The sequence below is a fragment of the Ruegeria sp. BG7 genome, from assembly GCF_056535685.1.
Genome location: NZ_JBQFIU010000001.1, coordinates 2,470,457 through 2,483,502 on the forward strand (window position 1 = coordinate 2,470,457; position 13,046 = coordinate 2,483,502).

Genomic DNA, 13,046 nt, shown 5'->3' on the forward strand with positions numbered 1-13,046 from the left:
CACCAGCAGTCAGATGCGCAGGAAGGGCTGAAACAAACGCGGCATAAGCTTGTTGAATTTCAACGGTGCATCTGTGACTGCAAGACAAATGCAGTCTTCCGAGATATCCGCGACAGGTGTGTGTTCCAGATCCTCGTCAGCGATCTCAACATCGCCGCGTGCAAAGTGATCCACCTCGTCCGAAAACGCACCCTGCAAAACCATAGTCAGTTCCATGCCCTGATGACCGTGATCCGGGACCGCAGCACCGGCCGGGATGAACAACAACCGTGCCGTGGCCTCTTTGGTGGTCGGCAGAATGGCCTGCTTCACACCCATTCCAATGGATTTCCAGCGGATGTCCGCGACGGTTCCGCCCACATAGTCCTGCAAAGGGGTAGGCAGCACGGCGCAGCCCGGTCGCGCGGGCTTGGGGGTCGGCGCACCCTGCGCAATCAAGGCCATGGTCGCCGCGAGTGAGGCGTTAGACATGGCGACCGAGCCTGCCTGATCATCCAGAACCTGCCCGCCAACGGCGTCAAAGCTCTCGGCCCGTGCGCGGCAATGGTCACACAGGGAAAGATGGGTTGCGACCATCAGATCGAACGCCTCGGGCAGAGTTCCTGCGGCATATGCCATCAGCAGGTCATCTGTCAGGTGATGTTTAATCGACTTGCTCATCTTACTCATCTCAGTTCATCGCGTGGCGCAAGCGGTCCAGCGCCAGCCTAATACGTGACTTGATCGTTCCCAGGGGCAACCCGGTCTGAGACGCAATTTCGCGGTGACTCAGGTCGCCGAAATACGCCTTTTCGATCAGCTCTCTCTGCGCCTCGGGCAACGCCAACATGGCGGTGCGCAGCTGCGCGGTTTCCTGTTGCAGCGCGATCACGTCGTCCTGTTCAGGCTCGGCCTCGGGTCCCCATCCCAGTTCCTCGGGTTCGGGGCGGCGTTGCTTGCGCAGAACGTCGATGCGCTTGTTCCGAGCAATCGTGAAAACCCACGTGGCTACGGTGGCCCGTGTTGGATCGAACAAATGGGCCTTGTGCCACAAGGTCGCCATCACCTCTTGTGCGCATTCTTCGGCCATGGTGGCATCAGACCCTGATTTTATCAGGAACGCCTTGATGCGTGGCGCGAAGTGTTGGAACAGCTCGGCAAAGGCCGACTGGTCCTGCGCATCCCGGATGCGTTTGACGTGTTCCACCCACTCGGTTCTGGTGTCGCAACTGGCTTTCGTTCCGTTCACCTGTCTACCCTTGATGCGTTTCTTCCCGCGCCAAGGCTGAGGGGCGGCTGTGTCAGCCGCAGGTTCGTCCAAGGTCGCAGTATTGATCTCGGTAAACATAACCACATTACGGGCCGCGCCCCAAGCCGGATCACTTTATCGGGACATTATGATCCAACTCGCGCTATTTTCCGTAACACTACTATACAAATACGGCGGAAAACGATGCTGTTTTAAGCGGTTATGGGCAGGTCTGAAAACACACGATGGCAAAAGAAATAGATCATATCGCGGGCCACACTTATCACGGGCGCAAGGGCGGGATAGAAAACGCGTTTCGGTATTCGGTCGATTACATCCTGTTCGACCCCGAGGCCAAGTTGACAACACCCCTTTTGTTTTCACGTGACCGCGCAAACCTCGCCAATTGGCGTACGCGCGATCATGGCGGCGCGCCCAGTCAGGGCGAAGGTGCCGCGTGGGTGCGTACCCGCCTTGACGAGATGGCCGTGCCGCAACCGGCGCGGATAATGTTGCTGACACAGCCACGGGTTCTGGGGCATGTGTTCAACCCTGTCAGCTTTTGGTTCTGCTTTGACGGGAACGACCGACTCTATGCGGTGGTGGCCGAAGTGACGAACACCTTTGGGACACGTCACAGCTATCTATGCCACAAGCCTGGCTTTGCGGTCATCGAGCCATCGGATCGGGTGGTGGCGGACAAGCTGATGCATGTTTCGCCATTCCAGAAGATCGAAGGAAGCTATACGTTTCGGTTTGATTTCCGCCCTGACAGGGTTGGTGTTTGGATCGACTATACTCGACCTGACGGTGGGTTGATCGCCACCTTGACAGGGCCCCGTCAACCGCTGACCAATCGGGTGATCCTGTGGTCCTTGCTGCGGCGTCCGTTTGGGGCCCGGCGGACATTTACTCTGATTGTTTGGCAAGCGTTCAAACTGTGGCTGAAAAAGGCAACCTTCCGCCCGTTCCGCTCCCAGCCTGTCCCCGATCAGCCAATGTCGCGCGTTCGGGACTGACCCGCAGTTTGCGTAAGATCAAAGACTCAGGCCCCTGTCGATGATTGTGATGGTTTGACAACCGCGAACAACAGGAGCTGAGGACATGTTGGAAATTTCGGCAAGGAAAGTTGCCCAGGTGGCCATGATGGGCCGCGAACTGAACCGGGCCGAGGGCGAGCTGCGGGCGTTCATTGATCGCATGGGCGAAGACGAGCAGGCCGAACTGGTCGCCATCATGTGGATCGGTCGCGAAAGCTTTTTCGCCGAAGATTTGGCCGAAGCCATCGCCACCGCCAAGTCCGAAGCCTCGACTCCCTGCGCCGACTACCTGATTGGAACCCCACACTTGTCGGATCACCTGGAGAACGGGTTGGATGCTTTGGGCATTTCGGCTGAGGATGTTGAGAACGACCTGATGTAGTTCGTTTTCCAAGCCAAATACGAGGATGGCGGTTTTGCCGCCATCTGGGCTTTATCTATGATTGAGATACACTTTGCTGGCGTAAATTGCGGACACGCCTCGGCATAACTCATCCTCCGCATGCTTTCTCCGGCCCAGACTTAAACAAACCTTAATGATGCGCTTTGATAACGTTAAGGCGGCGTCCCCAAATTTGATGTCACCAAGACAACGCAAATCAAGTTTAGGAGGACAAAGACATGGTACATACCCAAGCAGTAAACACCCAGAACGGCCTTCTCGATGGTCTGTTTTCGAAGTACGCCGACAAAAAGGTCGAGCACTTCCGTCGCCGAATTCTTGCAAAAACTGTGCGTGATCTTGAGGCGCTGGATGATCAACAACTTGCCGATATCGGGGTTCAGCGGGACCAGATCAATCGATGCGCGTATGAGAGTGTTTACCACAACAAACCCTACCGCCAGTGATGGAGCGTTTGCCCTGAGTTAACACATCCCCAGGTCTATGTTTGTGAGGTTATCCGTATGTTTGACGTTATCCCGCCCACCAATCAGCCGGCACCGGCTGCCAGTGCATTGCTGTTGTTCGACCGTGCCATGCGTATCCGATCGATCAGCTCCGACATTGTTCGTGCGGCACAGCATCTCAATGCGCTGACGGATCATCAATTGTCCGAGCTTGGCATCAATCGAAGCGACATCGAAGACACGATTGAGCGGTACATCTGAAGGCCCGAAAGGGAATGCAAGTCATGCCTAGCCAAGAACTATGAAAGCCATTCCAGCAAAACTGGGATGGCTTTCACCTTTCAATCAGGCCAAGTGATCGACGATCTGCAAATGTTGTGCCAGCGTGTCGATCTCTCCCATCCAACCCTGTACAAGCTTCGGATCGCTGGGCGCGGCGTGAACGCCCGCCGGGATCGCGCGATTCAGAACCGCTTCGACGGCCAGAGACACCGGGATCGACACCAGACGCGCCATCGCGGTGCCGCGTGCATCCCCCCAGGCATCCATGACATAGGTCTTGTTCCAGACCTCAATGCCGTCTTTTTCCGCCTTCAGACCAACGCACAGCACAACGCGGTCTGGTTCGCCCTCATCATAGGCGTTTTCGTCCCAGAACTGGTCCGACATCACTTTCAGGCGGGCGTCGCCTTCGGGCCCGGAAAGAGTTTCGATCTCGGTGAACACGTCCGACCATGCTTCGGCCCAGCCGTTCAGACGCAGAGTGCCGCGGACGAATTCCTTGACCGGCCAGTGATCCTCGAAATGGTACTGCGCCATGAACGGGATCGAGTCGCGGTTCGGGTAAACCTCGAAGCTTTCCGGTGTGGGCAGCGGAGCGATATAGCTGCTGATGGCGTCCCACGGACGGGCAACATCCAGCGGGGCATAGTCGCGGATTGACTTCGAGGGCGAGCGCAGCGCTTTCAGAACACCCAGAGGTGACCAGCTGAACTTGTAGCGGAACGGGTTGGGCGTTTTCGGGATCCCGCCGCAATACGAGATAAAGCTCAGGTGGTTTTCAGGATCGAACGCATCTGAAGCGCGATAGTCGTCGACCAACGCATGTGCCATCAGGTGATCGATGCCCGGATCCAGTCCAACCTCGTTGACCAGCGCGACACCAGCCTCACGTGCCTTGTCGTCCAGCGCGCGCATCTCGGGCGCGATGTAAGAAGATGAGACGAAGTTGGCCTGTTTCGAGATCGCCAGCTCTGCCAGCGGAACATGCCAGTCGCCCGGCAGCATCGAGACGATCACGTCGCCCTTGCCCAGCACCTCTCCCAGGGCGTCGATGTCGAAGGCCCGGATGTCGTCGGTCAGGTCTCCGACCTCAGCCTTGGCTTTTTCGATGGTTCGGTTCCAGACGGTGACCTTGTGCCCGCCTTCGATCAGGCGGCGCAGGCCGGGAATGGCCGACAGGCCGGTGCCACACCAGTGAATCGTCATCGTTCAGATCCCTTCAATATGCGTTTTGTAGGTTGCTTCTGCCCGACCCCAGACGCCGCTGTCCAGATCGGTCAGAGTCAACAAGGACGGCAGCAGTTGCGCGGCATAGTCTTCCGAGCTTTCGACCGGCAGCATGGACGGCAGATTGTCGATGGCCATCACGTCCATCACCGGATCATTCGCCACGCGAAGGGCAGGCGCGTCCCATGTAGTTGCGCGGTCGTAGACCGGCACCGGGTTGTAATCGCTGTCCGGGTCGCAGGCGACGTCGCCTATGGCGGTCAGCTTTCGCGGTTCGGTCAGCGCCTCACGCGGAACAAAAACCGGCGTGCCGGGACGCGCGAAAATGCAATTCAGAAACAGATCGTGGTCCAGAATCTCAGGGAACGGCCCGCCGCTGGCGGTCTCGGCCATGTCCCATTTGGTAACGGCAACACCCATGGCTTCGCACAGATCGGCAGCGCCGGTGCCAACGCGGCCCAAGGCGCCGATGACAATGGCGGTTGGTCGTTCGGCCCCTGTGGCGTCCAGTTCTGCCAGCAAATCGGCATTCAGCGCGTCCTTACCGGCATAAATCCCAACAGGAGGGCATTGCTCGCCCCGTTGCTGCGCAGCCCAGGTTTTCAGCGTGACTGCCGCACCGGCATACCCGGCCCAATAGCCAAAGGCCGCAACCCGGCGACCATCTTCATCCACCAGATATTCCAGATCATACAGCGTGCCGCCCCCGGCCTTGAACCGTTCCAGCAAAGCGCGGCCGGAATGCTGGCCCTTGTAGGCATGTCCGAACATGATGTGGCGGTGGGGCAGGGGCGTGCCATCTTCGGGCAACTCTTTGAGGCCGAAAATGATCGCGTCCGCCGGGGCGTCGGGCCACGTGTTTTCAGGTGCGATCTCGCAGCCTGCGTCCTTGTAGCCGTCGATTGGAATGGCGCGGACATGGCTTTCCTCGACCGTCACGCGGATGCCAGCCGCGATCAGCGCTGCGGCCCCTTCGGGGGTCAGCCCAACCCGTTCCTCGTTCGGGCGCTGTTCTGCCCGGACCCAGAGATGTGTCATCGTAATTCCTTTTGTCAGAGCATTCCGGCGGCACGGACCGCCTGAACCGAAGGCCGCGCCTCCATCGCCTCGCGGAAGGCAAGAATTTTGGGAAAGGCCGAGACATCGACGCCATCGCCTTCCAGCCAGCTGCAAACCACATAAAGATAGGCATCTGCCAGCGAGAATGCCTCACCCAGAACAAACGGCCCACGCAGGCCGTTTGAACAGATGTATTCACAGGATGCTGTCATTGTTTGTGGGACCTTGTCCTTCATGTCTTTCCAGCTGGGCTTCTTGTCCGCCCATCGCGCTCCGCGCACCTTGTGCGCGTGGTTCACGTGCATGGTCGACGCAAGATAGAACATCACTTCACGCATGCGCGCGGCCATGACTGGATCAGCAGGGACTAAATCTGCCGACGGCGCTTGGGCAGCGATAAATTCCAGCAACGCTCCGGTTTCGGTCAGGATGCCACCGTCAACCACTAGCGCCGGAACCCGACCTTTGGGGTTGATCTGACGGTAAGCCGGTTTGGTCTGCTCGCCCCCGGCGAAATCCAGTTGGATCGCCTCATACTCCAACCCTGCCTCTTCCAGAGCAATCACAACAGCGACCGAGATCGTGCGAGGGGCAAAATAAAGCTGCATGGGGTATCTCCGATCTGACTACAGGTGGGTTTGCGCGAATTGCCGGTCGGGTGCCTCAAGATGCGGGACAGCATTGAACAGAACCGGACTCAGCTGGGTGCCAATCGGGTGCAGACGATGCATCGACGTGTTCATGATGGCAAGGGCTACCCGCGCCATCGATGGAATATCCAACCCCATCGCCTGCCGTACCACCATCGAGATCAGCCCGCCCGAGGTGACAACAATGGCGGGTCCGCCTTCGGTTCCGATTTCACTCAGCGCATCACGAACACGGGTCTCGAACTCTTCGAAGGTTTCGGGCGTGTTCTTGATGTCGCCATTGGCCCAGGCGGCAAAGGTCTTGGGCAGATGTTCGACAAACCCCTCGCGATCCGTTGGGATTGCAATGCCGTGCTGTTCTTCGAGCAATTGTGCCAGTGTGAAATACTCGATCTCATTCAATCGTGCATCACGGATAGGGTCAGACAGCCCCATGCTTTGGGCGGTTTCTGCATGGCGAGTCAGAGTGCCGCAATAAACACGGGTATAGTGGCTGCGCGTGTCGCGCAGATGTGCGCCCAGCCAACGAGCTTGCTGATGCCCCAAGTCGCTAAGCCTGTCGTAACTTACTTCGTCGCGCGCTGCGGTATTGGCCTGCCCGTGCCGCACCAATGTGATATGTGACATGTTGGTCCCTCTTGCGCAGACGTCTTAGGGCAGGTTCCACCCCGGGACCAGAGGGGTTTCACCTGCCACAGAAAAAATCCTCGCCGCAGTTTTATTTGTGGCTATGGTCTGCCCACGGAAAATTCGGAGGGTGTCATGCCAGTCAATCACGAACGGTTCTTGGCGGATTTGCACAAGCTGCGTGAATTTGGGGCGTCGGGTGTCGGCAAGGGCGTAGTCCGGCCGGCCTATTCACAAGCGGACATCGACGCGCGCAATTGGCTTGCTGAGCGTATGGTGGACGCCGGGCTGACACCACATTTCGACCCGGTCGGAAATCTGTTCGGGTTGACCGAAGGTTCCTCGTTGCTGATGGGGTCGCATTCCGACAGCCAGCCCGAAGGTGGCTGGCTGGACGGCGCGCTGGGCGTCATCGCCGCGCTTGAAATCGCGCGTTCCAGCGACCGGCCAATCTCGGTTGTCAGCTTTCAGGACGAAGAAGGCCGGTTTGGTGTAACCACAGGCTCGGCCGTTTGGTCAGGCGGCCTGCCATTGGATCAGGCAGATGGTTTGAAAGATGGCGCGGGCGTCAGTTTTGGGGCCGCGCGGTCTTCGATGTCCGAATTGTCTGGTGCTTTTGTGGACCCGTCCCGGTTCAACGGCTTTATCGAGATGCATATCGAACAAGGCCCGTCCCTGGACGCGGCAGGCGAGCAGATTGGCGTCGTCACCGATATTGTCGGTATCCGTGATATGTTGATCACTTTTGAGGGTCAGCAGAACCATGCAGGCACAACGCCGATGCACCTGCGCCGGGATGCGTTTCAGGCGCTGTCCTTGTTCAACACCCGTCTCAATGAACGCTTCCGCAATGTGGTAACGCCACAGACTGTCTGGACCATCGGGCGTGTCGATGTGCATCCCAATGCCTCGTCTATCGTTCCGGGTCGGGTTCGGTTCTCGATGCAATGGCGCGATGGCGACGCGGATCGGCTGGTTCGGATGGAAGAGATCATTCGCGCAACAGCTCAGGAAGTCGCTGAAGAACAAGGGATGGCATTGGATTATGGCCCGATGCTGGGGCTCGAGCCTGTTGCCATGGACCAGACATTGCGGGAAGCGCTTGAAAGTGGTGCGCGGCAAGTGGCGCCGGAGAAATGGCGCAAGATGCCGTCGGGCGCATTACACGACGCGACGAACGTGTCCCGCCTGATGCCGGTTGCCATGCTGTTTGTGCCTTCGATCAACGGAATCAGCCATGATTTCGCTGAAGATACCGCAGAATGTGATCTGCTTGCTGGTCTCAATGTGTTGGATGTCGCCGTACAGGCGCTTGGTGGGTGACGATGTAAGGTGAAGTAAAAAATGATTACTTATCAATATCTTAAATCCGTACAGAATAGGGCCGCGCCCGAAAAGTGAGCAGCATCAGATGTCGAGACGGAAACGGTCAGATAAGGAGTGTTGCCTAAGGGAAAAAAGTTTCCTATAGGAACATCAATGTGCATACGCCTGTATGCAGACGTGTCGCAAAGGCAGTGTTTAAGGCGCAAGCTGACTGGAATCGTTGCAATCTTTTCAGCTTGGGGCAGACTGACGAGGCGGCACTCTAAACGCTAGATACGGAAAGTACCCGCCATGACCGATATTAGACGCACGCCCTTGTACGATTTGCACGTTGAGTTGGGTGGTAAGATGGTTGATTTTGCGGGTTGGGAGATGCCTGTCCAGTATCCGATGGGGATTATGGGAGAGCATAAGCAGTGTCGTGAGAAGGCGGCGTTGTTTGATGTATCTCACATGGGTCAGGTGATTTTGCGCGGTGAGAATGTGGGTGAGAAGCTAGAAGCTTTGTGCCCTCAGGCTTATGCGACGCTGAAGGAAGGCAAGGCGCGGTACGGGTTCTTTACGAACGCCGATGGCGGGATCATGGATGACCTGATCGTGTCGAATGCGGGCGATCATTACTTTGTGGTGGTGAACGCGGCGCTGCGGCATCAGGACATTCCGCATATGCAGGCCAATCTGGACGGCGTCGAAGTGACCGAGATCTTCGACCGCGCGCTGGTGGCGGTGCAGGGTCCCAAGGCCGAGGATGTGGTGGGGGAACTTTGCCCCGCTGCCCGCGATCTGAAGTTCATGGAAACCACCGTGGCCGATATCAACGGCGTTGAATGCCGCATCTCGCGTCTGGGCTATACCGGCGAGGATGGCTACGAGATCTCGATCCCCGAGGACAAGGCGATCGAGATCAGCAAGGCGTTCCTGGCCCATGAAGATTGCGAACCGGCGGGTCTGGGCGCGCGCGACAGCCTGCGGCTCGAGGCGGGGCTGTGCCTCTATGGCAATGACATTGATCAGAGCACCTCGCCCATCGAAGCATCCTTGGGCTGGGCCATTCAGAAACGCCGCAAGGAAGAAGGCGGCTTTCCGGGCGCGGATCGCGTGCAAAAGGAACTGGCCGAGGGCGCAGCCCGCAAGCTGGTGGGCATCAAGCCCGAAGGTCGCGCACCGGCGCGTCAGGGCGTCGAGGTGCAATGCCTTGAGGGCAACACGATTGGTCAGATCACCTCGGGCAGCTTTGGCCCCACGGTGGGTGGCCCGGTTGCGATGGGTTATGTGAGCAAAGGCCATGGCGCGCCCGGTGAGAAGGTGAACCTGATCATCCGGGGCAAGGCGCAACCGGCCGAGATCGTGGCGCTGCCCTTCGTCACACAGAATTACAAGCGTTGAAGTCAGGAGAGAGACAAGATGGCAACCTATTATTCCGAAGAACATGAATGGCTGACCGTTGAGGGCGACACCGCCACGCTGGGCATCACCAAACACGCGGCTGAACAGCTGGGTGAGGTGGTGTTTGTCGAGCAGCAGGAAGTGGGCGACGAGTTCGAGAAAGACGGCGAGATCGGCGTGATCGAATCCGTCAAGGCGGCCTCGGAACTTTACGCTCCGGTCGATGGTGAGATCGTCGAAGTGAACGAAGCGCTGGCCGACAACCCCGGCGCGCTGAACGACGACCCCGAGGGCGAAGCCTGGATCTACAAGGTCAAGATTGCGGACGCGTCGCAGCTTGAAGACCTGATGGACGAGGCCGGATACAAAGCCTTCATCGGGTGACCCAAACCCGGAGCCCCGTCTTTGGGGCTCCCCCGCTTCATCTTTTTCCAAATACTCCCGCCGGAGGCTCCCGCAGTCTCCGCCGGCCCTGACCTATCCGTGAGGAGCGCAAAGATGGCCTTCAAACTGACCGACTACGAAGCCTATGACTTCGCCAATCGCCGCCACATTGGCCCAAGCCCAACCGAGATGCGCGACATGCTCAAGGTGATCGGCTTCAAGACGCTGGACGAACTGATCGACGCCACCGTCCCGCCCGCGATCCGGCAGAAAGAGCCGCTGGACTGGGGTCCGGCGATGACGGAACGTGATGCTCTGTTCCACATGAAAGAGGTGGCGAGCAAGAACAAGGTTCTGACCTCGCTGATCGGTCAGGGCTATTACGGCACCACCACACCCGCGCCGATCCTGCGCAACATTCTGGAAAACCCGGCCTGGTACACCGCCTACACGCCGTACCAGCCCGAGATCAGCCAGGGTCGTCTTGAGGCGCTGTTGAACTTCCAGACCATGGTCTCTGACCTGACCGGGCTGGACGTGGCCAACGCCTCCTTGCTGGACGAAGCCACAGCGGCTGCCGAAGCCATGGCCATGGCCAAGCGTGGCGGGCGGTCCAAGGCCAACAACGCGGCCTTCTTTGTCGACAAGAATTGCCACCCGCAGACCATCGCGGTCATTAAGACGCGCGCCGAGCCTCTGGGCATCGACGTGCAGGTGGGTGATCCCGACGGCCTGGATGCGGGCGCGGTCTTTGGTGCGATCTTCCAATACCCGGGCACCCATGGTCACGTGCGCGACTTCACATCGGAAATCGCCGCGCTGCACGAACATAAAGCCATTGCCATCGTCGCCGCCGACATCCTGTCGCTGGCGCTGCTGAAGTCCCCGGGTGAGATGGGCGCGGACATCGCCATCGGCTCGACCCAGCGCTTTGGCGTTCCGATGGGTTATGGCGGCCCGCACGCCGCCTATATGGCAACCACCGACAAGCTGAAGCGCTCGATGCCGGGCCGGATCATCGGTGTCAGCATCGACAGCCGTGGCAACAAGGCCTATCGCCTGTCGCTGCAAACCCGCGAGCAGCATATCCGCCGTGAGAAGGCGAACTCGAACGTCTGCACCGCGCAGGCGCTGCTGGCGGTCATTGCCTCGATGTATGCCGTGTACCATGGCCCCGACGGCATCAAGGCCATCGCGCAATCGGTGCACCGCAAGACCTCGCGCCTGGCCGCTGGTCTGGAAGAGGCGGGCTTTGCCGTTGAGCCGGAGGTGTTCTTCGACACCATCACGGTTGAGGTTGGCCACCTGCAGAAGACCGTCATGGAGGCTGCCGTGGCGCGCGGTGTCAACCTGCGCAAGGTTGGCGAGACCAAGGTCGGCATCAGCCTGGACGAACAGACCCGCCCCGAGACCATCGAGGCCGTCTGGGGTGCCTTTGGCATCGACCGCACCGATGACAGCTCGAACAAGCAGTACCGCCTGCCGGACTATGCGCTGCGGGAAAGCGAATACCTGACCCACCCGATCTTCCACAAGAACCGGGCCGAGGCCGAGATCACGCGTTATATGCGCCGTCTGGCCGACCGCGATCTGGCGCTGGACCGGGCGATGATCCCGCTGGGCTCGTGCACCATGAAGCTGAACGCCACGATCGAGATGATCCCGGTCACCTGGCCCGAGTTTGGCAATCTGCACCCGTTCTGCCCCGAAGATCAGGCGCAGGGCTATCACGAGATGATCGCCGATCTGAACGACAAGCTGTGCCAGATCACCGGCTATGACGCGATCTCCCAGCAGCCCAACTCGGGCGCGCAGGGCGAATATGCGGGCCTTCTGACCATCCGCAACTACCACTTCGCGCGCGGCGAAGGGCAGCGCAATGTCTGCCTGATCCCAACCTCGGCGCATGGCACCAACCCGGCTTCGGCCCAGATGGTGGGCTGGCAGGTTGTGCCGGTTCTGGCGGATGAGAACGGCAATATCGATGTGGCCGACTTCCGCGCCAAGGCGGAAAAGCATTCGGACAACCTGGCCGCCTGCATGATCACCTACCCGTCGACCCATGGCGTGTTCGAGACCACCGTGCAGGAGGTCTGCCAGATCACCCATGATCACGGCGGTCAGGTCTATATCGACGGCGCCAACATGAACGCCATGGTGGGTCTGTCGCGTCCGGGGGATATTGGCGGTGACGTCAGCCACCTGAACCTGCACAAAACCTTCTGCATTCCGCATGGCGGTGGCGGCCCCGGCATGGGTCCGATCGGCGTCAAGGCGCACCTGGAAGAGCACCTGCCGGGCCACCCGGAATACGGCACCGCCGTGGGTCCGGTCTCGGCAGCGCCCTTCGGCTCGCCCTCGATCCTGCCGGTCAGCTGGGCTTATGTGCTGCTGATGGGCGGCGCGGGTCTGACGCAGGCGACCAAAGTGGCGATCCTGAACGCCAACTACATCGCTGCGCGCCTGAAGGACGCCTATCCGATCCTCTACACCTCGGAAACGGGGCGTGTGGCGCATGAATGCATCCTCGACACCCGTCCGCTGGACGAAGCGGCGCATGTCACCGTCGACGATGTGGCCAAGCGTCTGGTCGATTCAGGCTTCCACGCGCCGACCATGAGCTGGCCGGTGGCGGGCACCCTGATGGTGGAACCCACGGAATCGGAACCCATGGCCGAACTGGATCGTTTCTGCGATGCCATGCTGTCCATCCGGGCGGAAGCGCAGGACATCATCGACGGCAAGATCGACGCGGAGAACAACCCGCTGAAAAACGCCCCCCACACGGTGCGCGATCTGGTCGGCGACTGGGACCGCCCCTACACCCGTGAACAGGCCTGCTTCCCTCCGGGCTCCATGGGCGTCGACAAATACTGGTCCCCCGTCAACCGCGTCGACAACGCATATGGCGACAGAAACCTCGTCTGCACATGCCCCCCAATGGAAGAATATCTCGACGCAGCCGAGTAAACCCAAAACAAAACCCCG

14 protein-coding genes are annotated in these 13,046 nt (G+C 59.4%); 8 read left to right on the top strand and 6 right to left on the bottom strand.

The window, feature by feature from the left end:
* Positions 1-9: 9 nt before the first annotated feature.
* On the bottom strand, positions 10-660 hold the full coding sequence (locus ACR3EH_RS12245; protein ID WP_171184272.1) for a ChrR family anti-sigma-E factor: 651 nt from the start codon (positions 658-660) through the stop codon (positions 10-12).
* A 10-nt stretch (positions 661-670) separates the two neighbouring features.
* Entirely contained in the window at positions 671-1,327 is a 657-nt protein-coding gene (locus ACR3EH_RS12250) for a sigma-70 family RNA polymerase sigma factor (protein ID WP_171648325.1), read from the bottom strand.
* Positions 1,328-1,473: 146 nt separating this feature from the next.
* On the opposite strand from ACR3EH_RS12250, the gene ACR3EH_RS12255 reads away from it, so the two are divergent.
* From ACR3EH_RS12255 to ACR3EH_RS12270, 4 genes are all read left to right on the top strand, one after another.
* Positions 1,474-2,247, top strand: a complete 774-nt coding sequence (locus tag ACR3EH_RS12255; protein WP_171184268.1) for a DUF1365 domain-containing protein — start codon at positions 1,474-1,476, stop codon at positions 2,245-2,247.
* Positions 2,248-2,332: 85 nt separating this feature from the next.
* Positions 2,333-2,650 (top strand): DUF3775 domain-containing protein, encoded by a 318-nt coding sequence (locus ACR3EH_RS12260; protein WP_171093320.1) that lies wholly within the window; start codon positions 2,333-2,335, stop codon positions 2,648-2,650.
* A 239-nt stretch (positions 2,651-2,889) separates the two neighbouring features.
* The gene (locus tag ACR3EH_RS12265; RefSeq protein ID WP_171093323.1) at positions 2,890-3,117 is read left to right on the top strand and encodes a DUF1127 domain-containing protein; all 228 of its coding nucleotides are present in this window, start codon (positions 2,890-2,892) and stop codon (positions 3,115-3,117) included.
* A 57-nt stretch (positions 3,118-3,174) separates the two neighbouring features.
* On the top strand, positions 3,175-3,378 hold the full coding sequence (locus tag ACR3EH_RS12270) for a DUF1127 domain-containing protein (protein ID WP_171093325.1): 204 nt from the start codon (positions 3,175-3,177) through the stop codon (positions 3,376-3,378).
* A gap of 84 nt (positions 3,379-3,462) precedes the next feature.
* On the opposite strand, the gene ACR3EH_RS12275 is transcribed toward ACR3EH_RS12270, so the two are convergent.
* Genes ACR3EH_RS12275 through ACR3EH_RS12290 form a run of 4 tightly spaced genes read right to left on the bottom strand, consistent with a single transcriptional unit; the run spans position 3,463 to position 6,962 of the window.
* On the bottom strand, positions 3,463-4,605 hold the full coding sequence (locus ACR3EH_RS12275; protein ID WP_171675850.1) for a saccharopine dehydrogenase family protein: 1,143 nt from the start codon (positions 4,603-4,605) through the stop codon (positions 3,463-3,465).
* Positions 4,606-4,608: 3 nt separating this feature from the next.
* Positions 4,609-5,664, bottom strand: a complete 1,056-nt coding sequence (locus ACR3EH_RS12280) for a saccharopine dehydrogenase (RefSeq protein WP_171184264.1) — start codon at positions 5,662-5,664, stop codon at positions 4,609-4,611.
* Positions 5,665-5,678: 14 nt separating this feature from the next.
* Complete coding sequence (locus tag ACR3EH_RS12285; protein ID WP_171648329.1) at positions 5,679-6,293, bottom strand: glutathione S-transferase family protein; 615 nt, start codon at positions 6,291-6,293, stop codon at positions 5,679-5,681.
* Positions 6,294-6,311: 18 nt separating this feature from the next.
* Entirely contained in the window at positions 6,312-6,962 is a 651-nt protein-coding gene (locus tag ACR3EH_RS12290; RefSeq protein ID WP_171184261.1) for a histidine phosphatase family protein, read from the bottom strand.
* 135 nt (positions 6,963-7,097) lie between these two features.
* Between ACR3EH_RS12290 and ACR3EH_RS12295 the strand changes: the two genes are divergently transcribed.
* The 4 genes from ACR3EH_RS12295 (at position 7,098) to gcvP (ending at position 13,028) form a co-directional block, all read left to right on the top strand.
* Positions 7,098-8,285 (top strand): Zn-dependent hydrolase, encoded by a 1,188-nt coding sequence (locus tag ACR3EH_RS12295; RefSeq protein WP_171184258.1) that lies wholly within the window; start codon positions 7,098-7,100, stop codon positions 8,283-8,285.
* Positions 8,286-8,579: 294 nt separating this feature from the next.
* The gene (gcvT, locus tag ACR3EH_RS12300) at positions 8,580-9,674 is read left to right on the top strand and encodes a glycine cleavage system aminomethyltransferase GcvT (RefSeq protein ID WP_171096794.1); all 1,095 of its coding nucleotides are present in this window, start codon (positions 8,580-8,582) and stop codon (positions 9,672-9,674) included.
* A gap of 18 nt (positions 9,675-9,692) precedes the next feature.
* The gene (gene gcvH / locus ACR3EH_RS12305) at positions 9,693-10,058 is read left to right on the top strand and encodes a glycine cleavage system protein GcvH (protein WP_171096793.1); all 366 of its coding nucleotides are present in this window, start codon (positions 9,693-9,695) and stop codon (positions 10,056-10,058) included.
* A 114-nt stretch (positions 10,059-10,172) separates the two neighbouring features.
* Positions 10,173-13,028, top strand: coding sequence for an aminomethyl-transferring glycine dehydrogenase (gene gcvP, locus ACR3EH_RS12310; RefSeq protein WP_171189202.1), 2,856 nt, complete (start codon positions 10,173-10,175; stop codon positions 13,026-13,028).
* Positions 13,029-13,046: the final 18 nt, after the last annotated feature.

Bases quoted from the DNA above. Each gene is read 5' to 3' on its own strand.
- ACR3EH_RS12280 (WP_171184264.1), bottom strand. From the start codon at position 5,664: ATGACACATCTCTGGGTCCGGGCAGAACAGCGCCCGAACGAGGAACGG.
- ACR3EH_RS12255 (WP_171184268.1), top strand. From the start codon at position 1,474: ATGGCAAAAGAAATAGATCATATCGCGGGCCACACTTATCACGGGCGC.
- ACR3EH_RS12265 (WP_171093323.1), top strand. From the start codon at position 2,890: ATGGTACATACCCAAGCAGTAAACACCCAGAACGGCCTTCTCGATGGT.
- ACR3EH_RS12245 (WP_171184272.1), bottom strand. From the start codon at position 660: ATGAGCAAGTCGATTAAACATCACCTGACAGATGACCTGCTGATGGCA.
- ACR3EH_RS12295 (WP_171184258.1), top strand. From the start codon at position 7,098: ATGCCAGTCAATCACGAACGGTTCTTGGCGGATTTGCACAAGCTGCGT.
- gcvT (WP_171096794.1), top strand. From the start codon at position 8,580: ATGACCGATATTAGACGCACGCCCTTGTACGATTTGCACGTTGAGTTG.
- ACR3EH_RS12270 (WP_171093325.1), top strand. From the start codon at position 3,175: ATGTTTGACGTTATCCCGCCCACCAATCAGCCGGCACCGGCTGCCAGT.
- gcvH (WP_171096793.1), top strand. From the start codon at position 9,693: ATGGCAACCTATTATTCCGAAGAACATGAATGGCTGACCGTTGAGGGC.
- ACR3EH_RS12275 (WP_171675850.1), bottom strand. From the start codon at position 4,605: ATGACGATTCACTGGTGTGGCACCGGCCTGTCGGCCATTCCCGGCCTG.
- ACR3EH_RS12250 (WP_171648325.1), bottom strand. From the start codon at position 1,327: ATGTTTACCGAGATCAATACTGCGACCTTGGACGAACCTGCGGCTGAC.
- ACR3EH_RS12260 (WP_171093320.1), top strand. From the start codon at position 2,333: ATGTTGGAAATTTCGGCAAGGAAAGTTGCCCAGGTGGCCATGATGGGC.
- ACR3EH_RS12290 (WP_171184261.1), bottom strand. From the start codon at position 6,962: ATGTCACATATCACATTGGTGCGGCACGGGCAGGCCAATACCGCAGCG.
- gcvP (WP_171189202.1), top strand. From the start codon at position 10,173: ATGGCCTTCAAACTGACCGACTACGAAGCCTATGACTTCGCCAATCGC.
- ACR3EH_RS12285 (WP_171648329.1), bottom strand. From the start codon at position 6,293: ATGCAGCTTTATTTTGCCCCTCGCACGATCTCGGTCGCTGTTGTGATT.